At 61.1% G+C, this 26577-nt stretch carries 25 protein-coding genes, 1 tRNA gene and 1 pseudogene; 22 read left to right on the top strand and 5 right to left on the bottom strand.

The window, feature by feature from the left end; all coding sequences use genetic code 11:
- Positions 1-142: 142 nt before the first annotated feature.
- The 16 genes and pseudogenes from AC04SF_RS19320 to AC04SF_RS19245 all read left to right on the top strand — a co-directional run bounded on the left by AC04SF_RS19320 (position 143) and on the right by AC04SF_RS19245 (position 16829).
- Positions 143-1555 carry a circularly permuted type 2 ATP-grasp protein gene (locus AC04SF_RS19320; RefSeq protein ID WP_032933458.1) on the top strand — a complete coding sequence of 471 codons (1413 nt, stop codon included), beginning with the start codon at positions 143-145 and terminating at the stop codon, positions 1553-1555.
- Positions 1556-1576: 21 nt separating this feature from the next.
- Complete coding sequence (locus tag AC04SF_RS19315; RefSeq protein ID WP_038646939.1) at positions 1577-2518, top strand: alpha-E domain-containing protein; 942 nt, start codon at positions 1577-1579, stop codon at positions 2516-2518.
- Between the two features lie 7 nt (positions 2519-2525).
- Entirely contained in the window at positions 2526-3317 is a 792-nt protein-coding gene (locus AC04SF_RS19310) for a transglutaminase family protein (RefSeq protein WP_095200109.1), read from the top strand.
- A 30-nt stretch (positions 3318-3347) separates the two neighbouring features.
- Complete coding sequence (locus AC04SF_RS19305; protein ID WP_095200110.1) at positions 3348-4079, top strand: proteasome-type protease; 732 nt, start codon at positions 3348-3350, stop codon at positions 4077-4079.
- 110 nt (positions 4080-4189) lie between these two features.
- Positions 4190-5602, top strand: a complete 1413-nt coding sequence (locus AC04SF_RS19300) for a pyridoxal phosphate-dependent decarboxylase family protein (protein WP_488479113.1) — start codon at positions 4190-4192, stop codon at positions 5600-5602.
- A gap of 126 nt (positions 5603-5728) precedes the next feature.
- Positions 5729-6496 carry a DeoR/GlpR family DNA-binding transcription regulator gene (locus AC04SF_RS19295; RefSeq protein ID WP_010909603.1) on the top strand — a complete coding sequence of 256 codons (768 nt, stop codon included), beginning with the start codon at positions 5729-5731 and terminating at the stop codon, positions 6494-6496.
- A 127-nt stretch (positions 6497-6623) separates the two neighbouring features.
- Entirely contained in the window at positions 6624-8150 is a 1527-nt protein-coding gene (gene glpD / locus AC04SF_RS19290; RefSeq protein WP_488479112.1) for a glycerol-3-phosphate dehydrogenase, read from the top strand.
- A gap of 42 nt (positions 8151-8192) precedes the next feature.
- Positions 8193-9272 carry an ABC transporter ATP-binding protein gene (locus AC04SF_RS19285; protein ID WP_488479111.1) on the top strand — a complete coding sequence of 360 codons (1080 nt, stop codon included), beginning with the start codon at positions 8193-8195 and terminating at the stop codon, positions 9270-9272.
- A 10-nt stretch (positions 9273-9282) separates the two neighbouring features.
- Positions 9283-10347 carry an ABC transporter ATP-binding protein gene (locus AC04SF_RS19280; RefSeq protein WP_488479110.1) on the top strand — a complete coding sequence of 355 codons (1065 nt, stop codon included), beginning with the start codon at positions 9283-9285 and terminating at the stop codon, positions 10345-10347.
- Entirely contained in the window at positions 10348-11214 is an 867-nt protein-coding gene (locus tag AC04SF_RS19275) for a carbohydrate ABC transporter permease (RefSeq protein ID WP_488479109.1), read from the top strand.
- Position 11215: 1 nt separating this feature from the next.
- On the top strand, positions 11216-12136 hold the full coding sequence (locus AC04SF_RS19270; protein ID WP_096446344.1) for a carbohydrate ABC transporter permease: 921 nt from the start codon (positions 11216-11218) through the stop codon (positions 12134-12136).
- 2 nt (positions 12137-12138) lie between these two features.
- Positions 12139-12426: a DUF2160 domain-containing protein gene (locus AC04SF_RS19265; protein WP_432421219.1), complete on the top strand. Its 288-nt coding sequence runs from the start codon at positions 12139-12141 to the stop codon at positions 12424-12426.
- A gap of 79 nt (positions 12427-12505) precedes the next feature.
- Positions 12506-14230, top strand: a complete 1725-nt coding sequence (locus AC04SF_RS19260) for an ABC transporter substrate-binding protein (RefSeq protein ID WP_096446342.1) — start codon at positions 12506-12508, stop codon at positions 14228-14230.
- Positions 14231-14288: 58 nt separating this feature from the next.
- The gene (locus tag AC04SF_RS19255; protein WP_488479108.1) at positions 14289-14813 is read left to right on the top strand and encodes a hypothetical protein; all 525 of its coding nucleotides are present in this window, start codon (positions 14289-14291) and stop codon (positions 14811-14813) included.
- A gap of 11 nt (positions 14814-14824) precedes the next feature.
- Positions 14825-16318, top strand: a complete 1494-nt coding sequence (glpK, locus tag AC04SF_RS19250) for a glycerol kinase GlpK (protein WP_488479107.1) — start codon at positions 14825-14827, stop codon at positions 16316-16318.
- A 34-nt stretch (positions 16319-16352) separates the two neighbouring features.
- Positions 16353-16829 (top strand): annotated as a pseudogene (locus AC04SF_RS19245) (DUF6882 domain-containing protein).
- 112 nt (positions 16830-16941) lie between these two features.
- Here AC04SF_RS19245 and AC04SF_RS19240 read toward each other — a convergent pair.
- Complete coding sequence (locus AC04SF_RS19240; protein WP_488479106.1) at positions 16942-17448, bottom strand: BA14K family protein; 507 nt, start codon at positions 17446-17448, stop codon at positions 16942-16944.
- Between the two features lie 306 nt (positions 17449-17754).
- Between AC04SF_RS19240 and AC04SF_RS19235 the strand changes: the two genes are divergently transcribed.
- A tRNA-Lys gene (locus AC04SF_RS19235) sits at positions 17755-17830 on the top strand.
- Positions 17831-17957: 127 nt separating this feature from the next.
- On the opposite strand, the gene AC04SF_RS19230 is transcribed toward AC04SF_RS19235, so the two are convergent.
- On the bottom strand, positions 17958-18236 hold the full coding sequence (locus AC04SF_RS19230) for a hypothetical protein (RefSeq protein WP_488479105.1): 279 nt from the start codon (positions 18234-18236) through the stop codon (positions 17958-17960).
- A gap of 249 nt (positions 18237-18485) precedes the next feature.
- On the opposite strand from AC04SF_RS19230, the gene AC04SF_RS19225 reads away from it, so the two are divergent.
- The 3 genes from AC04SF_RS19225 (at position 18486) to AC04SF_RS19215 (ending at position 21973) form a co-directional block, all read left to right on the top strand.
- Positions 18486-19511 (top strand): ABC transporter ATP-binding protein, encoded by a 1026-nt coding sequence (locus AC04SF_RS19225; RefSeq protein ID WP_488479104.1) that lies wholly within the window; start codon positions 18486-18488, stop codon positions 19509-19511.
- Between the two features lie 389 nt (positions 19512-19900).
- Positions 19901-21508, top strand: coding sequence for an MBL fold metallo-hydrolase RNA specificity domain-containing protein (locus AC04SF_RS19220; protein WP_488479103.1), 1608 nt, complete (start codon positions 19901-19903; stop codon positions 21506-21508).
- Positions 21509-21589: 81 nt separating this feature from the next.
- Positions 21590-21973, top strand: coding sequence for a hypothetical protein (locus AC04SF_RS19215; protein ID WP_488479191.1), 384 nt, complete (start codon positions 21590-21592; stop codon positions 21971-21973).
- On the opposite strand, the gene AC04SF_RS19210 is transcribed toward AC04SF_RS19215, so the two are convergent.
- The 3 genes from AC04SF_RS19210 to AC04SF_RS19200 form a co-directional block, all read right to left on the bottom strand.
- A complete protein-coding gene (locus AC04SF_RS19210; protein WP_488479187.1) occupies positions 21872-22081 on the bottom strand; it encodes a TOBE domain-containing protein in 210 nt (69 codons plus the stop codon). The two genes, AC04SF_RS19215 and AC04SF_RS19210, sit on opposite strands and share 102 nt — an antisense overlap.
- A 77-nt stretch (positions 22082-22158) precedes the next feature.
- Positions 22159-22347 carry a hypothetical protein gene (locus tag AC04SF_RS19205; RefSeq protein WP_488479190.1) on the bottom strand — a complete coding sequence of 63 codons (189 nt, stop codon included), beginning with the start codon at positions 22345-22347 and terminating at the stop codon, positions 22159-22161.
- Between the two features lie 258 nt (positions 22348-22605).
- Entirely contained in the window at positions 22606-23103 is a 498-nt protein-coding gene (locus AC04SF_RS19200; protein WP_488479102.1) for a hypothetical protein, read from the bottom strand.
- A gap of 169 nt (positions 23104-23272) precedes the next feature.
- On the opposite strand from AC04SF_RS19200, the gene AC04SF_RS19195 reads away from it, so the two are divergent.
- Entirely contained in the window at positions 23273-24334 is a 1062-nt protein-coding gene (locus AC04SF_RS19195; protein WP_488479101.1) for a glycosyltransferase family 4 protein, read from the top strand.
- A 45-nt stretch (positions 24335-24379) separates the two neighbouring features.
- Positions 24380-26542, top strand: coding sequence for an amylo-alpha-1,6-glucosidase (locus AC04SF_RS19190; protein ID WP_488479186.1), 2163 nt, complete (start codon positions 24380-24382; stop codon positions 26540-26542).
- The last annotated feature ends 35 nt before the right edge of the window (positions 26543-26577 follow it).

The raw sequence follows: 26577 nt of genomic DNA, 5'->3' as shown, positions 1-26577 counted from the left end.
CAAAGCCTGATCAAGGTCATATTTCAGCTGCCTCAATTTTAGGCAGCCGCAACATACTGATCGTCCGGATCCCCCAAATCACCGATTGCGCTTGATTTTCTCCGGCGACGCCAGTGAAATGGCGTCACAGGGGAGTATGCGATTGGCAGCGTTCGATGAAATGCTTCCGGAAGTCTCCGGATTGAGAAGACCGTATTCGGCTTATGACCGCTGGCTGAAGGAGCAGGATCCAGCCAGACTTACCGAGAAGATGCAGGACGCCGAACGCGTCTTCCGCAAGACCGGCATCACCTTCGCCGTCTATGGCGAGCAGGAGGCGTCCGAACGGCTGATCCCGTTCGATATCGTCCCACGCATCATTTCAGGCAATGAGTGGCGTCGCCTGACGCAAGGCATCGAACAGCGTGTGCAGGCGCTGAACGCCTTCCTCGACGATATCTATCACCGCCAGGAGATTCTGCGCGCGGGCCGGGTTCCCAGGGACCTGATCGCCAAAAACGAGGCGTTCCTGCCGGAGATGATCGGGGTGCGGCCGCCGGCCGGCGTCTACACCCACATCATCGGCGTCGATATTGTGCGCATCAGCGAGGACGAGTTCTACGTATTGGAAGACAATGCACGCACGCCGTCGGGCGTCTCCTACATGCTGGAGAACCGCGAGACGATGATGCAGCTGTTCCCCGAGCTGTTCCAGAAGATCAAGGTGCGGCCGGTGGAGAACTACCCGCAACTGCTGCGCCAGTCGCTGGCGGCCGTTCGTCCGCAAAGCACCAAGGGCGCGCCGACCATCGCTGTGCTGACGCCAGGCAGTTTCAACTCCGCCTATTTCGAGCACGCCTTCCTTGCCGACCAGATGGGCGTGCAATTGGTCGAGGGCCAGGATCTGCGCGTCGTCGACGGCCATGTCGCGATGCGCACGACCGAAGGCTACAAGCAGATCGACGTGCTCTACCGCCGCGTCGATGATTCCTTCCTCGACCCGCTGACCTTCCGGCCGGATTCGGCCCTTGGCATACCCGGCATCATGGATGTCTACCGCGCCGGCAACATCACCATCGCCAATGCGCCGGGCACCGGCATCGCCGACGACAAGGCGATCTATTCTTACATGCCCGAGATCGTCGAATTCTACACCGGCCGCAAGGCGATCCTCGGCAACATCCCGACCTGGCGCTGTTCGGAGCCGGACAGCCTGAAATATGTGCTCGAGCACATCCATGAACTGGTGATCAAGGAAGTGCACGGCTCCGGCGGCTACGGCATGCTGGTCGGCCCGGCGGCGACCAAGAAGGAGTGCGAGGCCTTCGCCAAGAAGCTGGCTGCGAAGCCTTCGAACTATATCGCCCAGCCGACACTGGCTCTGTCGACCTGTCCGATCCTGACCGACAAGGGACTGGCGCCACGCCACGTCGATCTCCGACCCTACGTGCTGGTGTCCGATCGCATCCAGATCGTGCCCGGTGGCCTGACGCGCGTTGCGCTGAAGGAAGGTTCGCTGGTGGTCAATTCCTCGCAGGGCGGCGGTACCAAGGATACCTGGGTGCTGGATGATTGATTTTCACGTGAAGGTTTTTGGATGCTTTTAGGCCGGACCGCCAACGGACTGTACTGGATGAACCGCTACATTGAGCGGGCTGAAAACATGGCGCGGCTGGTCGATGCCGGGTTGCGCATGGCGCTGACCCGCACGCAAAGCGCGTCGGAGGAATGGAACTCGGTGCTGCTCAGTGCCGGCTCCGACGTCGCCTTCAAGCAGAAGTATTCGGACTATACGGCGGCCGATGTCGCCGATTTCCTGCTGCGCGACACCTCGAACCCGTCGAGCACGATGTCGTCGATCGAGACGGCCCGCAACAATGCCCGCATGGTGCGCACCGCGCTGACGCGCGAGACCTGGGAAAGCATCAACGAAGCCTGGATGTCGCTGAAGCGGATGCTGGCGAGGCCGATCGACGAGCGCGACCTGCCAAGCGTGCTCGATGCCATCAAGCGCGAGACGGCGCTGATCCGCGGCTCGTTCTACGGCACCATGCTGCGCAACGAGATTTTCGACTTCTCGCAGCTCGGCACCTACGTCGAGCGTGCCGACAACACGGCGCGTATCCTCGACGTGAAATATTACGTTCTGTTACCGTCGATCTCCTGGGTCGGCTCGACACTCGACAACTATCAGTGGGAATCGATCCTGCGCTCGGTGTCGGCGCATCGCTCCTACCGCTGGGTCTATGACGCGGACTACAAGCCGACCAACATCGCCGACTACCTGATTCTCAACGTGCGCATGCCGCGTTCATTGACCTTCTGCTATCGCTTCCTGTCCGAACACCTGAAATTCCTCGGCGACGACTATGGCGAGCGCCACGCCTGCCACGCGACGGCGGAAAAGACGCAAGCCATGCTGAGGGCCGGGTCGATCAAGGATATATTCGACGCGGGTCTGCACGAGTTCCTCGCCGGCTTCATTCGCGACAACACCAGGCTCGGCGACGAGATCGCGCAGGACTACAGGTTCTATTGAGGGCTCCATGCGACTCAAGATCACGCACCGGACCGAATACCGCTACGACGCACCGGTGCAATATCTGCTGCAGCGGCTACGGCTGTTGCCGGTGAGCGGGCAGACACAGACGGTGCTGTCCTGGGCGCTGAAGGTCGAAGGCGCGCGCGAGGAAGTGCGGTTTACCGACCACTACGGCAACGACACAAGACTGCTGAGCGTCGAGGGCGACCACGACTTCATCACGGTGGAGGCATCGGGCGAAGTGGTGACGCGCGACACAACAGGCGTTTGCGGGCCACATCAGGGCTTCGCGCCGCTGTGGTTGTTCGCGCAGGAGACACAGCTGACCACCATAGGCAGCGGCATCCGTGATCTTGCCGAGGCGGTGGGCACGGGCACCGATATCGAAAGGCTGCACCGGCTGATGGCCATGATCGGCGAGCGTGTCGCCTATACGCCGGGCACCACCAATGCGACGACCCCGGCCGAAGAGGCTCTGGCGTTGAAAACCGGGGTTTGCCAGGACCATAGCCATATCTTTGCCGCCGCTGCGCGCGCCATGGGATTTCCGTCGCGCTACATCAGCGGCTATCTGATGATGGATGCCGTCGAGCAGGCGGCAAGCCATGCCTGGGCTGAAGCGCATGTTCCGGGCCTCGGCTGGGTTGCCTTTGATCCAGCCAACGGTATTTCTCCCGACGAACGCTATGTGAAGGTGGCCACCGGCCGCGACTACCGTGACGCCTCGCCGGTGTCGGGAATTCGACTGGGACAGGCGGAAGAACGGCTTGCGGTCACCGTCACGGTAGAGCAGTAATCCGCAAGGATTAGTGCCAAAAGAGATTCCATGACCTATTGCGTCGGCTTGAAGATCGATCGCGGGCTCGTGTTCATGTCGGACACGCGCACCAATGCCGGCATGGATTCGATCTCGACCTTCAAGAAGATGCATGTCTGGGAGCAGCCCGGCGAGCGCGTTATCGTCTTGATGTCGGCCGGCAATCTGGCGACCACGCAGGCCGTGGTCAGCCTGCTTGACGAACGCACCAAGGCAGTGACCGACCGCCACGAGAAGCTGCTCGAAACGCCATCCATGTACCAGACGGTGCGGCTGGTCGGCGATACGGTGAAAGAGGTGATCGCACAGGCGTCTCCCGCCGGCGAGAAGGCCGATTCCTATTTCAACGCCTCCTTCATCCTCGGCGGGCAGATCAAGGGCAGTCCGCCGCGGCTGTTCATGATCTATCCCGAGGGCAATTTCATTGAATCGACCGACGACACGCCATTCTTCCAGATCGGCGAGACCAAATACGGCAAGCCGATCATCATCCGCGCCTATGAGCGCACGATGAGCCTGGCCGAGACGGTGAAGCTGCTGCTGGTGTCGTTCGATTCGACGCTCAAGTCGAACCTGTCGGTCGGCCTACCGCTCGATCTGCTGTTCATGGAAAAGGATTCTTTCAAGGTCGGCCTGAAGAAGCGCATCGGCCAGGACGACCAGTATTACCGCACGATCTCCGATGGCTGGTCGAATGCGCTGAAGGCGGCTTTTGCCAGCCTGCCGGATTTTCCGGGGTAGGGCGCGGACGGCAGCTGCTGGCGCTTGCATATAGTTCACATGTTAATTATTGATGGAATTTGAGAGCCGGGCGAAGCGCGCCGGCATTGCGATCGTGTCGGGAGGACAGGATGGACAACAACGAGTTCCGGCAATGGTCGCAGCGTGCCGCCGACTGGGGCGCTGACTATCGCGACACTTTGCGCGAGCGGCCGGTGCGGCCGCTGGTCGAACCGGGTGACATTTTCAGGAGCATAGAAGCGTCGCCGCCGGAAGACGCCGAACCGATGGACAGGATCTTCGCCGATTTCGAGGAGAAGATCGTGCCGGGGATGACGCATTGGCAGCATCCACGCTTCTTCGCTTATTTCCCAGCCAATGCGGCGCCGGTCTCGGTGGTGGCTGAGTATCTCGTCTCGGCAATGGCCGCGCAATGCATGCTTTGGCAAACGTCGCCGGCGGCGACCGAACTCGAGACCCGCACCGTCGACTGGATGCGGCAGGCACTCGGCCTGCCCGAAGGATTTTCCGGCGTCATCCAGGATTCGGCCTCGTCGGCGACACTCAATGCAGTGCTGACCATGCGCGAGCGGGCGCTGGACTGGCAGGGCAACAAAAAGGGCATGGCCGGGCAGGGGCGGTTGCGCATCTATTCCTCGGATCAGGTGCACACTTCGATCGACCGGGCGATCTGGGTCTCGGGCATCGGCGAAGACAATCTGGTGCGCATTCCGGTCTCCGGCCGTTTTCGCGCCATGGACACTACCGCACTGGAGGCAGCCATCGTGGCCGACCGGCAAGCCGGCATGCTGCCGGCGGGCATCATCGCTTGCGTCGGTGGCACCAGCACGGGCGGCACGGATGACATCGCGGCGGTCGCCGCGGTCGCCAAGCGGCATGGGCTCTACCTCCATGTCGATGCGGCGTGGGCCGGGTCGGCAATGATCTGCCCGGAATACCGGCATTTCTGGACTGGCGTCGAAGGCGCCGATTCGATCGTCTTCAACCCACACAAATGGCTGGGCGCACAGTTCGATTGCTCGATCCAGTTCCTGCGCGACCCCGAAAGCCATGTCAGGACGCTGGCGATCAAGCCGGACTATCTGAAAACCCACGGTCATGACGGCATCATCAATTATTCCGAATGGTCGGTGCCGCTCGGCCGCCGCTTCCGCGCCCTGAAACTGTGGTTCCTTCTGCGCGCCCACGGGCTGGAGAACCTGCGGGCGATGATCCGCAACCATGTCGCCTGGAGCGAGGGCCTTGCCGCGCGACTGGCCGAGGAGCCCGATTTCGAGATCGTCAGCGAACCGATGCTGTCGCTGTTTTCGTTCCGGCACAAGGCGGCCTCAAGCGCTGATGCCGACGCGCACAATCTGCTGCTGGTCAATGCGATCAACGACGATGGCCGCATTTACCTGACGCAGACGAGGGTCGACGGGCAGGTGGCCATCCGCTTCCAGGTCGGCCAGTTCGAAGCGACGGCAAGCGATGTTGATACGGCTTTTGCGGTCATCACCGAAATCGCGCGCAGCATGGTCTGAAAGGCCAAAATTGGATTGCGCTGGAGTTTTCCTTTGCAATCAGGTGATTTCCCTTAGCCGGCTTATACCTTTTCATTGCTTTCGTTTTCAGCTATAGACAAGAAAAACGAAAAACGGGAGCTTGCAATGTATCTGTCGCCGCGCCATGCCGAGATCATCCAGATGGCCAAGGACCATGGCCGCGTGCTGGTCGACGATCTGGCCACACATTTCAACGTGACGCCGCAGACCATCCGCAAGGATCTCAACGATCTCTGCGACCAGCGGCTGCTTTCGCGCATCCATGGCGGGGCATTGTTCCCGTCCGGTATCGAGAACATGGAGTATGAGGCCAGGCGCAAGATCGCCGCGGACGAGAAGGAAGCGATTGGCCGCGCGGCGGCCAGGCTGATCCCGGACAACGCCTCGCTGTTCATCAACATCGGCACCACGACGGAGGCAGTCAGCAAGGCGCTGCTCGACCACAACGGCCTGATGGTCATCACCAATAATATCAATGTTGCCAATAGGATGCGCATCTATCCGTCGATCGAGGTGGTGATCGCGGGCGGGGTGGTGCGAGGTTCGGACGGCGGCGTCGTCGGCGAGGCGGCGGTCGATTTCATCAGGCAGTTCAAGGTCGACTACGCCGTTATCGGCGCTTCGGCCATCGACCATGACGGCGCCTTGCTCGACTTCGATTTTCGCGAGGTCAAGGTGGCGCAGGCGATCATCGCCAATGCCAGGCATGTGATTCTGGTCTCCGATCAGACCAAGTTCGAGCGCACGGCGCCGGTGCGCATCGGTCACCTGTCGCAGGTCAACACCTTTATCACCGACCGCTGCGACATCCCCTCGGTGCGCAAGATCTGCCAGGAGGCCGAGGTTCAACTGATCGAGACCTCGCTGGGGTGAGGCCTTTTCACGATCGTCTCACGGGCCTGCGATATTTCGTTTGACATTCGTTATGAGTTCGAAATAATTCCGACACGGTTTCGCAAAAGACCAAAAATGGTGCAATGCGAAATCGTGGAGGAGTTAAGTGGACACGTCTTCAGTCCGGGACATTTTCGTCATAGGTGGCGGTATCAACGGTTGCGGCATCGCCCGCGATGCCGTTGGGCGCGGGTTTTCGGTTTTTCTCGCCGAGATGAACGATCTCGCCAGCGGAACCTCCTCCGGATCGACCAAGCTGATCCATGGCGGACTGCGCTATCTTGAGTTCTACGAATTCCGCCTGGTGCGCGAGGCGCTGATGGAGCGCGAGGTTCTGTGGAAGAACGCGCCGCATATCATCTGGCCGATGCGCTTCGTGCTGCCCTATGCCAAGGGCCTGCGTCCGGCCTGGCTGATCAGGCTCGGCCTGTTCCTTTACGACCATATTGGTGGGCGCAAATTGCTGCCGGCGACCAGGACGCTCGACATGGCAAGCGACCCGGCGGGCAAGCCTTTGAAGCCGTTGTTCAAAAAGGCGTTCGAGTATTCCGACGGCTGGGTCAACGATGCGCGCCTTGTGGCGCTCAATGCACGCGATGCCGCCGACCGGGGTGCCACGATCCGGACGCGCACGAAGGTGGTCGGCGCACGCCGCGAAAACGGCCTCTGGACAATCAAGATCGAGAACCTGCGGAGCGGCGAAACCGAAGAGGTCAAGGCGCGCCTGCTGGTCAATGCCGCCGGGCCGTGGGTCGACCACGTGCTCTCCGGCGTCGTCGGCCTGAACGATGTGCACAATGTCCGCCTGGTGCAGGGCAGCCATATCGTCATCGCCAAGAAATTCGACGATCCGCGCGCCTATTTCTTCCAGAACAAGGATGGCCGCATCATCTTCGCCATTCCCTATGAGGACGAGTTCACGCTGATCGGCACCACCGACCAGGATTATCCCGGCGATCCGCACGAGGTGAAGATCAGCGACACCGAGATCGATTATCTCTGCGCTGCGGCCAGCGAGTATTTCGCGCAACCCGTCAAGCGTTCCGACATCGTCTGGACCTATTCGGCGGTGCGTCCGCTCTATGATGACGGCGCCTCCAAGGCGCAGGAAGCGACACGCGACTATGTGCTGAAGGCCGATGGCGGTGAGGGTGCTGCCCCGATCGTCAATGCCTTCGGCGGCAAGATCACCACCTATCGTCGGCTATCGGAATCGATGCTGGAGAAGATCGAAGGCTTTCTCGGCAAGCGCGGCAAGCCGTGGACGTCGGATGCGCCGCTGCCGGGCGGCGATTTCCCGGCAACTGGGTTCGATGCTCAGGTGGCGAAGCTGAAGGAGGCCTATCCGTTCCTCGATGCGCGCCTCGCCCGCCGGCTGACCCGGCTCTACGGGACGCGCGCTCAGCTTCTGCTTGGCCTTGCCAAGTCGAATGCCGAGCTCGGCCGTAATTTCGGCGGCGATCTGTATGAGGCCGAAGTGCGCTATCTCGTTGAAAACGAATGGGCTCTCACGGCGGAAGACGTGCTGTGGCGCCGCACCAAACGCGGCCTGCATCTCAGCCGCGAGCAGGTCGCGGCACTCGATGAATTCATGCACGGCATAAGCCGGCGGCACGTCGCGGCCGCCGAATGAAGAGGGTCTTGAGCTGATGCTGCAAGCCTGGGAGGAGGCGTCATGCTGGAACTGAGGAACGTCACCAAGACGGTCGGTGCAGTCGAACACATACACGATGTGTCACTGACACTTCAGCATGGCTCGCTCAACGTTCTGCTCGGGCCGACGCTTTCCGGCAAGACCAGCCTGATGAGGCTGATGGCCGGCCTCGATGTGCCGACCTCCGGCTCGGTCTGGTTCGACGGCCATGATGTGACCGGCATGCCGGTGCAGAAGCGCAAGATCGCCATGGTCTACCAGCAGTTCATCAACTATCCGGCGATGACCGTCTATGAGAACATCGCTTCGCCGCTCAGGGTCGCCGGGGTCGAGCAGGCCAAGATCGACAGCCAGGTGCGCGAAGCCGCGGCGCTGCTCAAGCTGACCCCCTATCTCGACCGCACGCCGCTCAGCCTGTCCGGCGGCCAGCAGCAGCGCACCGCACTGGCACGCGCCATCGTCAAGAATGCCAGCCTGGTGCTGCTCGACGAGCCGCTGGCCAATCTCGACTACAAATTGCGCGAGGAATTGCGCGCCGAACTGCCGAGGATTTTTGCCGCCGCCGGCACCATCTTCGTCTACGCCACCACCGAGCCGCACGAAGCGCTGCTGCTAGGCGGCAACACGGCGACGCTGTCGGAAGGCCGTATCACCCAGTTCGGACCGACCATCGATGTCTTCCGCAAGCCGGTCGACCTGGTGACGGCGAGAACCTTCGCCGATCCGCCTCTCAACACCATCGTGCTGGCCAAGAAGGGCGCCGATTTCCTGCTCGAAGGCGGGGTGAAGCTGCCGGTGCCATCAGAACTCGTCGGCATTACCGACGGCAATTACACGATCGGCTTCCAGCCGCACCATTTGTCGCTCGAACGGCCCAATGCTGGCGGCGTGCCGGTACGGGCAAAGGTGACCATCACCGAGATCACCGGGTCGGAAAGCTTCATCCATCTCGATTTCGCCGATGTGCGCTGGGTCATGCTGACCCATGGAATCAGGGATTTCGAAACCGACGAAGTGGTCGAGGTGTTCATCGATCCGCGTCACATCATGGTTTTCGACCAGCACGGCCGTGCCGTGACCGCGCCGAAGCTGGCGGCTTGAGGAGGGCGATATGGCGCGCATCGACGTCAACCATGTCAGGCATTCCTACCTGCCGAATCCGCAGAAGGATGTCGATTTCGCACTGCGCGAAGTGCATCACACGTTCGAGGATGGCGGCGCCTATGCGTTGCTCGGGCCGTCGGGCTGCGGCAAGACCACGCTGCTCAACATCATTTCGGGGCTGCTGCATCCCTCGCACGGCCAGTTGCTGTTCAACGGGAGGGACGTGACCAATCTGTCGACGCAGGAACGCAACATCGCGCAAGTGTTCCAGTTCCCGGTCATCTACGACACCATGACCGTCTACGACAATCTGGCCTTCCCGCTGCGCAATCGCGGTGTGCCGGAGGCCGATGTCGACCGCAAGGTGCGCGAGACGCTGGAGATGATCGATCTCGCGTCCTGGGCCAGGAAGAAGGCGAGGGGCCTGACCGCCGACCAGAAGCAGAAGATCTCGCTCGGCCGCGGCCTGGTGCGCTCCGATGTCAACGCCATCCTGTTCGACGAGCCGCTGACCGTCATCGACCCGCACATGAAATGGGTGCTGCGTTCGCAGTTGAAGCAGCTTCACCGGCGCTTCGGCTATACCATGGTCTATGTCACCCACGACCAGACCGAGGCGCTCACTTTCGCCGACCAGGTCGTGGTCATGTATGATGGCGGCATCGTGCAGATCGGCACGCCGGCGGAGCTGTTCGAGCGGCCGCGCCATACTTTCGTCGGCTATTTCATCGGTTCGCCAGGCATGAATGTCATGCCGGTGGCGATCGACGGCAAGACAGCGACGCTTGGATCACAGCGGATCGAATTGCCGGGCGCACCCAAAGCCGCCGGCGCTGTCGAACTCGGTATCCGCCCCGAATATGTGAGGCTCGGCCGCGACGGCATGGCTGTATCCATCAGCAAGGTCGAGGATGTCGGCCGCCACAAGGTGGTGCGCGCCAAGCTGGAGGGTCGCGACATCGCGGCCGTCATCGGCGAGGACGAGACCGTTCCAGCCGAACCGAAGGTACGGTTCGATCCGGCCGGCATCAACATCTATGCCAATTCCTGGCGCGTCGAGATGGGGGCATAGATGGACAAGACCTGGAACAACAAGGCTTGGTTCCTCGTGCTGCCGGTGCTGGTGCTGGTGGCCTTCACCGCCGTCATCCCGCTGATGACGGTCGTCAACTATTCGGTGCAGGACACGTTCGGCAACAATGTCTTCACCTGGGCCGGGACCGAATGGTTCGAGGACCTGCTGTCGTCCAGCCGCTTCTGGGAAGCGATGGTCCGCAACCTGATCTTTTCCTTCATCATCCTGGCGATCGAGGTGCCGCTCGGCATCTTCATCGCGCTTAACATGCCGAAGAAGGGCTGGGGCGTGCCGGTCTGCCTGGTGCTGATGTCACTGCCGCTGCTGATCCCGTGGAACGTCGTCGGCACCATCTGGCAGGTGTTCGGGCGCAACGACATCGGCCTCCTGGGCTATTACCTCAACGCGATCGGCATCGACTACAATTACGTGCAGGATCCGTTCGATGCCTGGGTGACCATCATCGTCATGGATGTCTGGCACTGGACCAGCCTCGTCGTGCTGCTCTGCTATGCCGGACTGGTCTCGATCCCCGATGCCTTCTACCAGGCGGCCAAGATCGACGGCGCCTCGCGCTGGGCGGTGTTCCGGTACATCCAGTTGCCGAAGATGCAGCGTGTGCTTTTGATCGCCATTCTGCTGCGCTTCATGGACAGTTTCATGATCTACACGGAGCCCTTCGTCGTCACCGGCGGCGGTCCGGGCAATTCGACGACGTTCCTGTCGATCGACCTCGTCAAGACGGCGCTCGGCCAGTTCGACCTTGGCCCGGCGGCCGCCATGTCGCTGGTCTACTTCCTCATCATCCTGTTGTTGTCATGGGTGTTCTACACCGTGATGACCAATTACGACGCGGAGCGCTGAGATGGCTGGCGCCAATGAACGAACCGAGCGCAATGCGATGAACGGGACCTCCGCTGCGGAAGGCCTGGCCAGTTCGCTGTCGCAGAGCGAACTCGACAGGCGCATGCGCCGGCGTGGCGAGGAATCGCGCTGGTGGTGGATCGTGCCGACGCTCTACATCATTGTCCTTCTGCTGCCGATCTACTGGCTCATCAACATGAGCTTCAAGACCAATGCGGAGATCGTCAACTCGCTGACGCTCTATCCGCATGCGCCGACGCTGGCCAACTACTATACGATCTTTACCGAGAAGGTCTGGTACTCCGGCTACATCAATTCGATCACCTATGTCGTCATGAACATGGTGATTTCGGTGTCGGTGGCGCTGCCGGCGGCTTACGCCTTCTCGCGCTACCGCTTCCTAGGCGACAAGCATCTGTTCTTCTGGCTTTTGACCAACCGCATGGCGCCGCCGGCGGTGTTCGCGCTGCCGTTCTTCCAACTCTACTCGGCCTTCGGGTTGATCGACACGCACATAGCGGTGGCACTGGCGCATTGCCTGTTCAATGTTCCGCTGGCGGTGTGGATTCTCGAGGGCTTCATGTCGGGCGTGCCGAAGGAAATCGACGAGACCGCCTACATTGACGGCTATTCCTTCCCGCGCTTCTTCGTAAAAATCTTCATGCCGCTGATCGCCAGCGGCATCGGCGTCGCCTGCTTCTTCTGCTTCATGTTCTCCTGGGTCGAGCTGCTGATCGCCCGCACGCTGACGACGACAGATGCCAAGCCGATTGCCGCCACCATGACCCGAACGGTTTCGGCGTCGGGCATGGATTGGGGACTTCTCGCCGCTGCCGGCGTCTTGACGCTGATCCCCGGCGCGCTCGTCATCTGGTTCGTGCGCAACTACATCGCCAAGGGCTTCGCCCTAGGGAGGGTATGATCATGAACTTCGACTTCTCCTGGATGGCATGGACCTGGCCGACGGCCGCTTTTTTTGGCGTCATCGCCCTGCTGCTGGTTGGCATGGGCGCCTGGGAATACGCCTCGCCGGGCGGCAATCCGCGCGTCGGCCTGCTGCGCTTCGAGACGACGCGCGGCGACCGCCTGTTCCTATCGCTGCTCGGCAGCGCCTTTATCCATCTCGCTTGGCTGGGTCTTGTCGGACCGAGCCTCTGGTGGGCTCTCGCTCTCTCCGTGGTCTACGCCATCGGCGTGTTCCGTTACGTATAGAGGGGGAAACTGTTGGAGCGGCAGCGTGCCGGCCGCCGCTCCAGATCGCACTTGAAACCTGAAACAGTGGAGGAAACACATGCGACGGCAATTTTTAACATCAACAACGGCCCTTGTCCTGTTGCTCGGCGTGGGCAATGCCTATGCCGGGATGGATGAGGCAAAAGCCTTTCTGGACAAGGAGATAGGCGGCGTGTCGACGCTTTCCCGTGCCGACCAGGAAAAGCAAATGCAGTGGTTTATCGACGCGGCCAAGCCCTTCGCCGGCATGGACATCAAGGTGGTTTCGGAAACCCTGACGACCCACAAGTATGAGTCAGAGGTGCTGGCACCGGCCTTTACCGCCATCACCGGCATCAAGGTCACGCATGACGTCATCCAGGAAGGCGACGTCGTCGAGAAGATCCAGACCCAGATGCAGACCGGCCAGAACATCTATGACGGCTGGGTCAACGATTCGGACCTGATCGGCACGCACTGGCGTTACCAGCAGGTGCGCAACCTGACCGACTGGATGGCGGGCGAAGGCAAGGACGTTACCGATCCGATGCTCGACGTCGACGACTTCATCGGCACGAAGTTCACCACCGCGCCGGACAAAAAGCTCTACCAGCTGCCCGACCAGCAGTTCGCCAACCTCTACTGGTTCCGTTACGACTGGTTCAATGACGAGAAGAACAAGGCCGACTTCAAGGCCAAGTACGGCTACGATCTCGGCGTGCCGGTCAACTGGTCGGCCTATGAGGACATCGCCGAATTCTTCACTGGCCGCGACGTCAACGGCAAGAAGGTCTATGGCCACATGGACTACGGCAAGAAGGACCCGTCGCTCGGCTGGCGGTTCACCGACGCCTGGCTGTCCATGGCCGGCAATGGCGACAAGGGCCTGCCGAACGGTGTGCCGGTCGACGAATGGGGCATCAAGGTCGATGCGAATTCGCGGCCTGTCGGCTCTTGCACCGCACGCGGCGGCGACACCAATGGACCGGCATCGGTCTATGCCATCCAGAAATATCTTGATTGGCTGAAGGCCTATGCGCCGCCGGAAGCCCAGGGCATGACCTTCTCCGAATCCGGCCCCGTGCCGTCGCAAGGCAATGTTGCCCAGCAGATCTTCTGGTACACCGCGTTCACCGCCGACATGGTCAAGCCCGGCCTGCCGGTCATGAACGACGACGGCACGCCGAAGTGGCGCATGGCGCCGTCTCCGCACGGCTCATACTGGAAGGACGGCATGAAGCTCGGCTATCAGGACGTCGGTTCCTGGACGCTGATGAAGTCGACGCCGACCGACCGCGCCAAGGCCGCGTGGCTTTATGCGCAGTTCGTCACCTCGAAGACCGTGGACGTGAAGAAGAGCCAGGTTGGCCTGACCTTCATTCGCGACTCCACCATCCATGACAAGAGCTTCACCGAACGTGCGCCGAAGCTCGGCGGTCTGATCGAGTTCTATCGCTCGCCGGCCCGTGTGCAGTGGACGCCGACCGGCACCAACGTGCCGGACTATCCGAAGCTGGCGCAGCTCTGGTGGCAGAACATCGGTGACGCATCCTCGGGTGCCAAGACACCGCAGGAAGCCATGGATTCGCTTTGCGCCGATCAGGAAAAAGTCATGGCACGTATCGAGAAATCCGGTGTCCAGGGCGACATCGGACCGAAGATGGCCGAGGAGCATGACCTTGCCTACTGGAACGCCGACGCAGTCAAGGGCGGCAATCTGGCGCCTCAGCTGAAGCTCGAGCAGGAGAAGGACAAGCCGATCACCATCAACTACGACGAACTGGTGAAGAGCTGGCAGAAATAAAATTCTGCACTACAGTTTGCCGGGGTATGGTGCCCCGGCAAACGCTTCGGAGCGTCCAGTGATTTTCTCGCTTTTTCGGCGTGCTGAACGCTGGGCTCCGGCTACAGTTGGTGAGAACGGCAAACCGCTTTTCACTTCGGATTTTGCTCTCGAATTGGCTAGGCTGCACGTTTCGGACCATGGGGATGAAAGCGAAGCCGCGGCTGCATCTGCCTCGGATCGACTTAAGCAACTTCTGCAGGTTCCGGAGTTGCGACTAGCCTATGAACTGGTTCCAGAAATCATCTCGGAATATGTGTTGAGAAGGCTCTCCGCACCCAAGGGATTTGAATACGTGCTGAGCGACCGGCATGGCCAACGGTATCGTTTTAGGGTCGACAAGCACCCAATTGCCCAACCCATCTATAACGTTCTCGCTCGCGAACTGCTTCCCACGCTCATTTTGCAAAGTGTTGGGAGAGCCTCAAGCTATTCGAGCGTCATTTCCAGGGCGCTGAATGCAGGTGAGAAGCTGGCTGAATTGATTGTTTGTGTCGCCCCGATCGGGATTCGCCTGCATCGGGGCAAACTGGAAATTAAATAGGGCTGTCGACTTTGACCAAATATATCCTCGCCATCGACCAGGGAACGACTTCGAGCAGGGCGATCCTGTTCGATGGTGAGATGAAAGTTGCCGGCAGCGGGCAGAAGGAATTCACACAGCACTATCCGGCCTCCGGTTGGGTCGAGCACGATCCGGAAGAGATCTGGGCAAGTGTCGTGACGACCGTGAAGGCCGCTTTGAAGAATGCTGGCCGCGAGGCGTCTGATGTCGCCGCCATCGGCATCACCAACCAGCGCGAGACCGTCGTCATCTGGGACAAGGCGTCCGGTAAGCCGATCCACAACGCCATTGTCTGGCAGGACCGCCGCACCGCGCCGCTCTGCCAGAAACTGAAGAAGCAGGGCCTGGAGAAGAAGTTCACGCGCAAGACAGGCTTGCTGCTCGATCCCTATTTCTCCGGCACCAAGATCGCCTGGATGCTCGACAAGGTGAAGGGCGCCAGGAAACGCGCCGAGAAAGGCGAATTGCTGGCCGGCACCATCGACAGTTTTCTGATCTGGCGGCTGACCGGCGGCAAGGTTCACGCCACCGATGCCACCAACGCCTCGCGCACGCTGGTCTACAACATCGCGGACAACGCCTGGGACGACGAGCTTTTGGCCATTCTCAACATTCCGGCGAAAATGCTGCCGCAGGTCAAGGACTGCGCCGATGATTATGGAGTGACCGAGAAAAATCTGTTTGGCGCCGAGATCAGGATCCTTGGCGTTGCCGGCGACCAGCATGCTGCGACCATCGGCCAGGCCTGCTTCGAGCCGGGCATGATGAAATCCACCTATGGCACCGGCTGCTTTGCGCTGCTCAACACCGGCAGCGATCTGGTGCGTTCGAAGAACCGGCTCTTGACCACCATCGCCTATCGGCTGAACGGCAAGACGACCTACGCGCTGGAGGGCTCGATCTTCATCGCAGGCGCTGCCGTGCAATGGCTGCGCGACGGCATCAAGGTCATCGGCAAAGCCGAGCATAGCGGGCAACTGGCTGCCGAGGCTGACCCGACGCAGAATGTCTATCTGGTGCCGGCCTTTGTCGGATTGGGCGCGCCGCATTGGGACGCCGAAGCGCGAGGCGCCATCTTTGGACTGACCCGCAATTCCGGTCCGGCGGAGTTCGCGCGCGCCGCACTCGAATCCGTCGCTTACCAGACCCGCGACCTGCTCGACGCCATGCGCAAGGACTGGAAGGGCACTTCGGCCAAAACGGTTCTCCGGGTCGATGGCGGCATGGTGGCGTCGGACTGGACCATGCAGCGATTGGCCGACATTCTCGATGCGCCGGTCGATCGGCCGACCATCCTCGAAACGACCGCCCTGGGTGCGGCCTGGCTCGCCGGCTCGAAAGCGGGCGTGTGGCCGAAGGCGAAGGAATTCGCCAGAAGCTGGGCGCTCGAGCGGCGGTTCAAGCCGGAGATGGATATCTCCACACGATCCGCCAAGCTGGCAGGCTGGCGCGATGCTGTGCGCAGGACCTTGAGCGTGCCATAACGGTCACCACAGAACCAGCTGAAGGTGGGGGCATATGCAGCCAGACTGGTATCCTGCTTGGCGCGACGAGGCTTTTGAACAGCTAACCGCCAAGAATGCCATTCTGGAGAAGGAGTTCCGCCTCGGTCACTGGCCGCGCTATGACTATGACCTGACTACCGGCAGGCTTCTGTTTTCGGACAATGGTACCGTCAAGGTCGTTGCCGAGATTCAGATTGCAGGGTCGACGAGCGCCAAAGCTGGTAACTGGCTTTGGGCTTGATCGAATTCAAACTTGCCCACCGATCTTCTCGGCGACGCCAAACGGGTTCGTTCCTTCGGCGAGGAGAACGGTGTAGCCGAACTTCAGCAGGCGTATGTGACCGACACGAAAGATGATCTGGAATCATTGGGCTGGGAACTGACGGCAGCGATGGTGCGAGTCTGCGATGCACTCGGCGCCTACTGCTCTCCGCGCGGGGAAGGGGGCGGTCTATATCTAATCCTCAAAAGCGTAGACTGGGCGAACTGACAGGAAACTTCATTCCGCCGTGCGGGATGCTGAAAGTCATACGGAAAAGGCCCGCACCGTTTCCGACGCGGACCTTGTACTCAGACTTGTCAGCTACTGATTCATCCTTGGATCAGTAGGGCGAACGGCATTCCTGCCGCGGGCCGTAATTCGGCTGGAACGTGTTGTCCGAAGAGCGGTAGCTGCGATAGTGGTCATAGCACCACTGCACGTGCGAGTTGCCTTCGTAGACGCGGTTGTTCTCGCTGTTGACGATCGCACCGGTTATCAGCGCACCAGTCGCAAATGCCGCGAGTGGGAACCAATAGTCGCCGTGACGGCGATAACCGCGATGATAGTCGCGATAGCCGCGATGGCCGTTCCAGTAGCCACCGCCGTCATTGTTTCGCGCAAAGCTACGATTGCCGTTGAAATTGCGGTTGCCGAAATTGCGGTTGCCATTGAAATGACGATTGCCATGACGCCACTGGTCATAGCGAGTCTCCCCGACATTCACGATATCTGACGAAGTCCCCGATGCCTGGGGCACGAACATCTGAGCAGCATTGGCCGGCATAGCCGCTGCAGAGAACGAAACTGACAAAGTGGTCGCCAGTATACCCGATACGATCTTGTTCATTATCTTCTCCTTCGAAAGGGTGATTGACGTCCCTTGTGACGAGACAACGGGCGATGTGGGGGAAGGTTCCTCGCCAGATCTCAAGTTGCTGATTTGTAATATTTCTCCGGCCTGTGACAGGTGTCGACGGGAGGCAGTGCCATATTGCTTTGCCGGGAGCACACCGCTCGCAACCGACGCGGGTAGGCAGGCATGGTGGCGGTGCTTGAGAAGTATGGCCTGCGCACGCGCTTTTTCCGGTTGACCGGTCGAGGCACTCTCCCTATGTTCCGCGCAATTTCGAGGGCCGCCTTTTCGCGCCCGCGGGAGCGCGTAGCTCAGCCGGTAGAGCAACTGACTTTTAATCAGTAGGTCATGGGTTCGAATCCCATCGCGCTCACCAAAACACCACGAAAATCAAATAGATGCAGCAGGTGAGGTGGCAATTTCGTTCACCCCACAAATCTGTGTCCGCTCGGTGTCCGCAAAAATGAGAGCCAGAAAGCTTGCCCGGGATCAGTCGCCGCGCTTTACTCTTCCATTCCGGCTGCGCAGTCGCCGGCTCGACCGTTGCAGAAAAACGCTCTCGGCAGAAGCCGCCGAGCCGAGATCTGTAGCCATCCAACGACCTCGGCAAGGGCCGTCCACGAAAAGGGCAACCGCAGCTGCGACAACATCAAGGCCGGCCCAAAGGAGGAAAGGGCACTACTGGTCATCTGTGCCTGTCCTGCGGGAAAGTCGATCGGCTGGCCAGCGCCCGTTATTTTTTGGAGATCGAGGAGGGCGGCGAACTCGACCTGCCAGAACATTCGCAGGCTCTTCTCCGTTCTGAAAGGCATGATAGGACCGGGCGCGTAAACGGTCAGACCCGGGAATGTCTGCAATGCGCCGGTGGGTTCAACCGGTCACTGCAACACCTTCTGTAGCCTATCGGCGGGCGTTTCGAAGTCCGCAAATTGCGAAATCGATACCGTGGAGCATATCTGATGGAAGCGGTGATGTATGGGAGATTGCGCGAGATCAAGGACGCTGCGCCGTCAGCGCGTTAGTTGGACGCCATGCTCTTTTCCACCCAATCGCAGCGATCGCAGAATCTGGTCGAGGGGGAGGCGCTGCCTTGCTCTTTCGTGCGGTTCATCTTCGCCGTGAGCGGATGGCATCAACTCGCCGTCTCGGCTATTTCCGTCGCCGTCTTCCTGTTGGATGCAGCGCCGATTGAAACGCAGCGCCGGATCATCGACGCCGCGGTCAAGGGCGGAACAGCCTCGACGATCCTGACCCTGATCGCGGCCCAGTGCGCCCTGATCGTCGCCTTCGGCCTCAGCAAGCTGGTGATGAACGTGTATCGAGCCTGGCTCGGAGAGTCCGCCACACGGGCGCTGCGCGTGCTCGTCGAGGAGCGACTCGCGCGAACCGACGTAACTGAGGACCAGCCGAACAGCGGCACGGGGCTGGCGATGATCTTCGCCGAGGCCGACGATGTCGGAGCCTTCGTGGGGTCGAGCATCAGCGAGCCCATCGTCGAGGCCGGCTTCCTGATCAGCGTCTTCGTTTATCTCGCGGCGCTGGAAAGCCGCATGGCGCTGCTGAGCCTCGCCGTGCTGGCACCGCAATTCGTCTTCGTCCCGTTGATGCAGCGCGCGATCAACCGACGCGTCGCGCGCCGGACGCAGACGCTGCGGCAGTTCGGCAACGACATGCTCGCTGCCGTGCCTTTCATCGGCAACGGCCGCAATGTCGAGCGCCTCGACGAGGTCTTCGCACTGGACATAGGCGTCATCAAACTCAAATTCTCGCTGAACTTCCTGATGAATCTTACCTATTCATTCGGCAGCATCCTTGTTCTCGGCATTGGCAGCCTGCTCGTCATTCGAGGACAAGCCGAGATCGCCACGGTGATCACCTTTCTCTCGGCGACGGGAAAGGTCGTCGATCCGTGGAACGACGTGGTCGACTGGGCGCGGAATTTCTCGGTTGCGGCCGTGAAGTACGAGCTGATCGTGCGGGGCATCGCAATGATCGATGGAGACGGGGCGCCAAAGCCAAAAGTGTCCCTGGCGAAGGACAGGACTTCGGTCGACTGAAGACCACGCCAATGCATTCGTTGAGGAGGGAGGGCGCACGAGCCCGACTGGGCTGCGCCCGATGGCGTTCCCCGTGTCCCAGGCGTCCAAGCTGATCGGATGCGCTCCGCCCCGAAATAGTTAGGCGCTGCGGTCGAGGCGCGGCCAGTTGGCGAGCTAGAAATGCCAGTTCCGCCGCCTGCCAATCATAATGCTATCGGTTTGGAGCCTCTCGGCCACCATGGCCAATGGCTATGCCTCGGCTCTTTGCTGTGGATCAAAGCTGATACCTTCCATCGCCGCTAGGGATGTTCGATGGTTGGTCCGGCGGCCGGTCACCTGGAGCAGCACCGGAGGCGAAATCTGATGAAGTTTGCGGCATCGTCCTGTTGTTGCATCAGGAAGTGGACATGAGCGGCGCTCGCGACACGGATCCTATCCTGCGTTTCCACGGCGCGGCTCATGGCGTCACCGGCTCTTGTTATGAGATCGAGACGCCGTATTCGCGTATCCTCATCGACTGTGGCCTGTTCCAGGGGTCGAAGTCCGAGCGGGAATTAAACTATGGGGCATTCCCGTTTCCACCTGAAGCGATTGATGCCGTCATTCTGACACACGCGCATATCGATCACAGCGGCCTTCTGCCGAAACTGGTCAAACAGGGCTTTTCCGGCCCGATCCACACGACCCGCGCCACCATCGATCTTTGCTCGGTCATGCTGCCCGACGCGGCGCATATCCAGGAAATGGAGGTCGAGCAGCTGAATCGACGCAATGCGCGGCGCGGGCGCCCACCGGTCGAGCCGATCTACATTCAGAAGGATGCCGCCGCGTGCATGGCCTTGTTCCGAGCCCTGGAATACGGCGAATGGACCGAGGTTGCTCAAGGCCTTCGCGCACGCTTCTGGAATGCAGGTCATCTGCTTGGTTCGGCATCAGTCGAGCTTGAGATCGACCGGCATGATGCGCCGTTGCGCATCATGTTCTCGGGCGACGTTGGGCCTGGCCATAAGCTGCTTCAGACCGATCCCGAGGGCCCGGCAGGCGTTGACTATCTGATCTGCGAATCGACCTATGGCGACCGCGACCGGCCGGACGTTTCGCCCCAACAGCGGCGATCCCAGCTCGGTGATATCGTGCGCGGCGCCGCCGAGGCCGGCGGCCCCCTCATCATTCCGTCCTTCGCAGTCGAGAGGACGCAAGAACTGTTGGTCGATCTTTATTTGCTCATGCAAGTGGGGGAGGTGCCGACAGCTCCGGTCTTCGTCGACTCACCGCTGGCGACACGCGCGAGCGCTATTTTCGAACGGCATGCCGATGAGATCGAACAGGCTAACGTGCTGCGTGAGGCCCTCAAATCCAAAGAGCTGCGCTTCACCGAGACGGTGGAGCAGAGCAAGGCGATCAATCGCCTGACAGGATTCTTCGTGGTGATCGCCGCCAGCGGCATGTGCGATGCGGGGCGTATCCGCCATCATCTGAAGGCCAATCTCTGGCGCCGGAACGCGACAGTGATGATGGCCGGATATCAGGCTCAGGGCTCGCTTGGGAGGATCCTGCTTGATGGCGCGCGGCGTGTGCGCATCCAAGGTGAGGAAGTCGAGGTCAAGGCACGCATCAGTCAGTTCGACCTGTATTCCGGACACGCCGACGCGGGTGAGCTGGTCGCCTGGGTCGAAGCAAGACGTCCGGTGCGGCAAGGGGTCTTCCTGACGCATGGGGAGGAAGAGGGGCTCGGCGGCCTCAGCCAACGGCTCCGAGGGCTGATCCCTGGCGACAGGATTCTCATGCCAGGGCTGGATGACGCCTTCCGATTGACACCGGGCGGCAGTGTGCCTGTCGAACTCAATGAGCCGCGCCGCCTGAGACCGGAAAAGATCGCTCGTCTTGACTGGCACAACGATCTTTCAAAACTCCTCCTGGACATTAATGAGGCGGTGAGCGCCGCGGCCGACGAGAGGGGCCGCGCAGCGGTTATCAGGCGCATGCGTAGGGCGCTCGAGAACAAGGACGCATAAGGTGGAAGGCCGGCAAATTGGTTCAGGGCAAAAAGGACGCGAGAAAGCCTGCCCGTCAACGGATAGCGTATCGACAGCGGTTTGATCCACGACCTGATCGGAGCTGCGAGACGAGTTTTTCTGTCAGTTGCGGCCATGGTGGCAGCTCTCCCCAACCGGATTGCACTAGCCGACACGTCTTCCAGCCTGCCGGACGCCGCCAAGAATGGAGGAATGTCATTGGTCGAGGCGCTTTCACTCAGGCAGTCGACACGGCTCTTCGCCGACAAACCCATCGATGATGAGACCCTTTCGACATTGCTTTGGTGCGCCTTCGGCATGAACAGGCAGGAACTCCGGGTCCACTTCAAGCCGGTGCAATCTCTACAACCGTCGGCCGGTTGTGGCGTCGAACAGGTGAGCGCAGGCGCGGTCGATCTCGATGCGCACTTGCTCGCCTTGCTTCGGCGCAAGCCGCTCTGGTAAAAGGAAGGAGATTTCCTCGTGGCCGCAATCGACCTTGGCGAAGATTTCCGACCCCGTCGCCTCTAGCAGCGTGACCTTTGCGGGGATGCCCTGGGCGGTCGAACGGATATGTTCGGGGCGGATGCCGTAGACGAGGTCACCCCCTGAAGCATGCGCTGGATGAATCCCTTCTGGCAGCGGCAGGGTCAGTCCGCTGGTGCTGCGGAAATGCCCTCGATGCGGCGGCGAATGAAGTTCATGGCGGGCGAGCCGATGAAGCAGGCGACGAAGAGATTGGCCGGACGGTCGTAAGAGGTCGAGCGGCGCGCCGACTGCTCGACAAGGCCGTCGAGAAGCCCGCTCAGCCAGTGCCATCGCGCTTGGGCTACAGGCAAAGCGACATTTGGTCGGCAAGGGCACTTGCCTCACTGGCTGCTGTAGTGCTTGCGCTGCCCGCTAGACTTCCGCGATCACACCATAGGCTGACGCGATCACGCGGTGCACTATACCACCACAGCGGTCGATTCCTTCGGGATGTAGCCACTTCGAAAGCCCGCCGCGGGTCGCTCCCGTGGCGGGCTTTTCCTTTGAGCGAATCGTTGCCCAAGCGAAAAGCTGAAAGTCCCCCAGCCTTTGCCACGCGCAGCGGCCGTTTAGTTCCCTCGCGACAGATGCACGTCCAGAACGGCGGCCTTCTTGGCGATCAGGCCTTCCAGATCCGCGTCAGACCGCTTGGTGCCGGTCCGTTCGCGCAGCAGCGAGATCACCGCGCTCATTGAAAGCGGAGTGATTTGGGAAAGCGGGGCGGTCTGGGTGCCCAGAATGGCGTCCACCGCACCGGCAACATCGGGAGTCTCCGTTGCTGCTCGCATGGTCGGTTCCTTTCTGTTCAGGTCGGCCTCGGTGCCCTCGGTCGGTGATTTGACGCCGCGATCGAAGACGACCGCCAGGCCATTCTTGACGGCGAGGGCGGCGACCATATCGTCGAGCTTGCGGTCGGAGAGAGCGGGGTCCGCGGGTTTCAGGATCCTGCGGATCACCCTGGCGGCCTGATCCGTCGACACAAAGTCATAACGCCGTTTTCTGGCCCCGACATATTGTTCGATGATCATGCTCAGGCGTCGCGCTGCAATATCCCTGGGTTCCTGCACCTAGGCCTCCTTGAGCTGAGTGCAAATTCGGCAGCCAAAAGGAAATAGGGCGGCTCGATCGAACATCAAACACTCCCGATCATTCGGCGCATCTTCCAAAGAGGCAGGAACGATCCTGCGACTGAAGCATTTCGCTTTTATCACCAGCTCATTGAGGGAAGGCCGGGCCATGAAGATCGCCCATGTCGCGCCACTGTACGAGTCCGTGCCGCCAAGGCTCTATGGCGGCACCGAGCGCATCATTGCCTATCTTACCGAGGCGCTCGTCGACCTTGGCCACGACGTGACGCTGTTCGCCAGCGGCGACACGAAAACCTCCGCCATGCTCGTGCCATGCCGCGAGCGGGCGCTTCGTCTCGATACACGCCCGCTGAAATCCGAAATCGCGGCGCATCTGTCGATGCTCGACGAGGTGAGGAAACGCGCCGACGATTTCGACGTCATTCACTTCCACCTCAGTCATTTCCTGCATTTTCCGTTTTTCCGCGACATGCCGCAGCGCACGGTGACGACGCCGCATGGCAGGCTGGACTACGCGGACCTCGCGCAAGCCTATGACCGGTTCCCGCGCTTCCCGATGATTTCCATATCGCGCAGCCAGCGGGCACGGTTCGCTGCCGCCAACTGGCTGGCAACGATTCACCACGGCCTGCCCGTCGATCTCTACGAACCCGATTTCGAGGCCGGTTCGGATGGCGGCTATCTTGCTTTTCTCGGCAGGATGTCGCGCGACAAGCGACCGGATCGGGCGATCGAAATCGCGCGACGTACCGGGCTTAAACTCAAGCTCGCGGCCAAGGTCGGCGACGGCGATCGCGCCTATTTCGAGGAAGTCGTTCAGCCGATGATCGATGGCGACCGGGTCGAATATGTTGGCGAGATCAGCGAGGACCAGAAGAGCGGGTTTCTCGGCAATGCAGCCGCCTTGCTGTTCCCGATCGATTGGCCCGAACCCTTCGGCCTTGCCGTGATCGAGGCCATGGCCTGCGGAACCCCGGTCATGGCCTGGAGTTGCGGCGCCATGCCGGAGATCATCGATCATGGCGCTACCGGCTTCGTCGTCGAAACCATCGAAGATGCCGTTGCCACCATGCCGGCGCTCCTGCAGCTCGACAGGCGGCGCGTAAGAGCGGTGTTCGAAAGGCGGTTTTCAGCCGACAGAATGGCCACGGACTATGTCGCGGCCTATTCCCGGCTGATCAGCAGTCATGAGCAAAGCAGAGCCTCTTAGGCCTTCACCCGTTCGAAAAACCAGCACGGGACAATTTTCTTGACCATCACCCAACTCGACGAGCGCAAGCTTGATCCTGCCATAGCCCTGGCTTCCCTGGACGAAACCGCGCCCAGGGAGCCGCACAGGCTGTTCGCTCTCAAGCATGGCGACTGCTTTGTCGTCGCCGACGCCTATGGCGATGTACGCGGCGTCGGGGACGGGTTTTTTCGCGACGACACGCGCGTGCTTTCCGAATTTCGCCTCACCGTCGGCGGGCGGTCGACGTCGTTGCTCGGCGCGTCGCTCAGTCAGGACAATGTCCTGTTCACCACCAATCTGACCAATCTGCCGATCGAGAGCGCCGCGGGTCGTCAGATTCCGCAAGGCGCTGTCCATATCGAGCGCGTCAGGCTGCTGTGGGAGGAAAGGCTGTATGAGCGCATAACGCTGTCCAACTACAGCCAGGAGCATTCGACGATCCTGCTGTCGCTGCGTTTTGCCGCCGATTTCCGCGACATGTTCGAGGTCCGGGGCTCGACCCGCTCGAAGCGTGGAACCGCCCATACGGCGGAGATTGCAGGGAACGCGGTGGTGCTCCGCTACGAAGGCCTGGACAAGGTGGTGCGGACATCGGCGATTTCTTTTTCGCAGACGCCCGACCAACTGACCTCCGAGCGGGCCGATTTCGTCATCGCCGTCACCAAGCGCAGCAGCCAGACGCTTTACGTGGAAGTGGGCAACGAGACGGATGATCGTCCCGAAAGCGACCGGTTTCGCGCGGCCGCTGCCCGTGCCCGTTTCGGCATGCGCGCCAAACGCCGGCATGGTGCGACGCTGCACAGTTCGGGCCGCGTTTTCAACGACTGGATGGCGCGGGCTCGCGCTGATGTCGCGCTGCTCACGACGGAACTGCCGACCGGGCCCTATCCCTATGCCGGTATACCGTGGTTCTCCACCGCCTTCGGCCGGGATGGCGTGATCTCGGCCTTGCAGATGCTTTGGCTCAATCCTGGCTTGGCGCGCGGCGTCCTGGCGTTTCTCGCCCAGCACCAGGCGACCGAGACCTCGCCTTTCAGCGATTCCGAACCCGGCAAGATCATGCACGAGACCCGCAAGGGCGAGATGGTGGCGCTGAGCGAACTGCCGTTCGGGCGCTATTATGGCGGTGTCGACACGACGCCGCTCTATATTCATCTTGCCTGCGCCTATGCGGACCGCACGGGCGACACGGCCTTCATCGATACTCTGTGGCCATCGCTGTGCGCCGCGGCCGAGTGGATCGAAACGGCGAGCCGCTCGACGGGATTCCTCACTTACCAGCGCGCGGCAGAATCCGGCCTTGCCAACCAGGGATGGAAAGATAGTTTCGATTCCGTCTTTCACGCCGATGGCCGCATTCCGAAGGGACCGATCGCGCTGGTCGAGGTGCAGGGCTACGTCTTCGCGGCGTTCCAAGGGTTGGCGAAACTGGCACGGCTGCGTGGCGAAACGGAGCGGGCGGAGACTTGGGAAATACGCGCCGACACCATTCGCCAGCAAGTCGAACGTCATTTCTGGATCGAAGACCTCGGCTACTATGCGCTGGCGCTAGACGGTGAGGGCCAGCCCTGCAAGGTGCGCACGTCCAATGCCGGCCACCTGCTTTATGTCGGCCTGCCCAGCCCGGATCGCGCGCGCATGGTCGCCGACCAGCTGCTGTCGGCCTCGTTCCATTCCGGCTGGGGACTGCGGACGCTGGCGGACGACGCGATCTTCTTCAATCCGATGTCCTATCACAACGGGTCCATCTGGCCGCACGACACCGCCATCTGCGCGGCCGGACTGGCGCGATACGGCATCCGCGACAGCGTGGTGCGGCTGATGAGCGGGACCTTCGAATCCGCCGTTCATTTCAACATGCGGCTGCCCGAACTGTTTTGCGGCTTTACGCGCGCGGCCGGCGAGGCACCGATTGCCTATCCGGTGGCCTGCCTGCCGCAAGCCTGGTCCGCCGGCTCGGCCTTCATGCTCATGCAATCGTGCCTCGGCCTTCAGATCGATGGCTGGACAGGCGAGATCCATGTGACCCGGCCGCGCCTGCCGATCGGCATCGACAGCCTCGTCATTCGCCATCTTTCGGTTGGGCAGGCGGCGGTGGATCTGACATTCCAGCGTGTCGGAGATCGTGTCGGCGCCTTCCTTGCGGAACCGCAAGAGGGGCTGGTGCCTCTGGTGGTCAGGAGCTGAAAAATCGGAACCATCTCGCGCCACGGGCGTTGGAT

Source organism: Mesorhizobium sp. CNPSo 4671, assembly GCF_057784245.1.
Note: the sequence above shows the minus strand (reverse complement) of the source record. Positions and strands in the feature narration are given on the sequence as shown.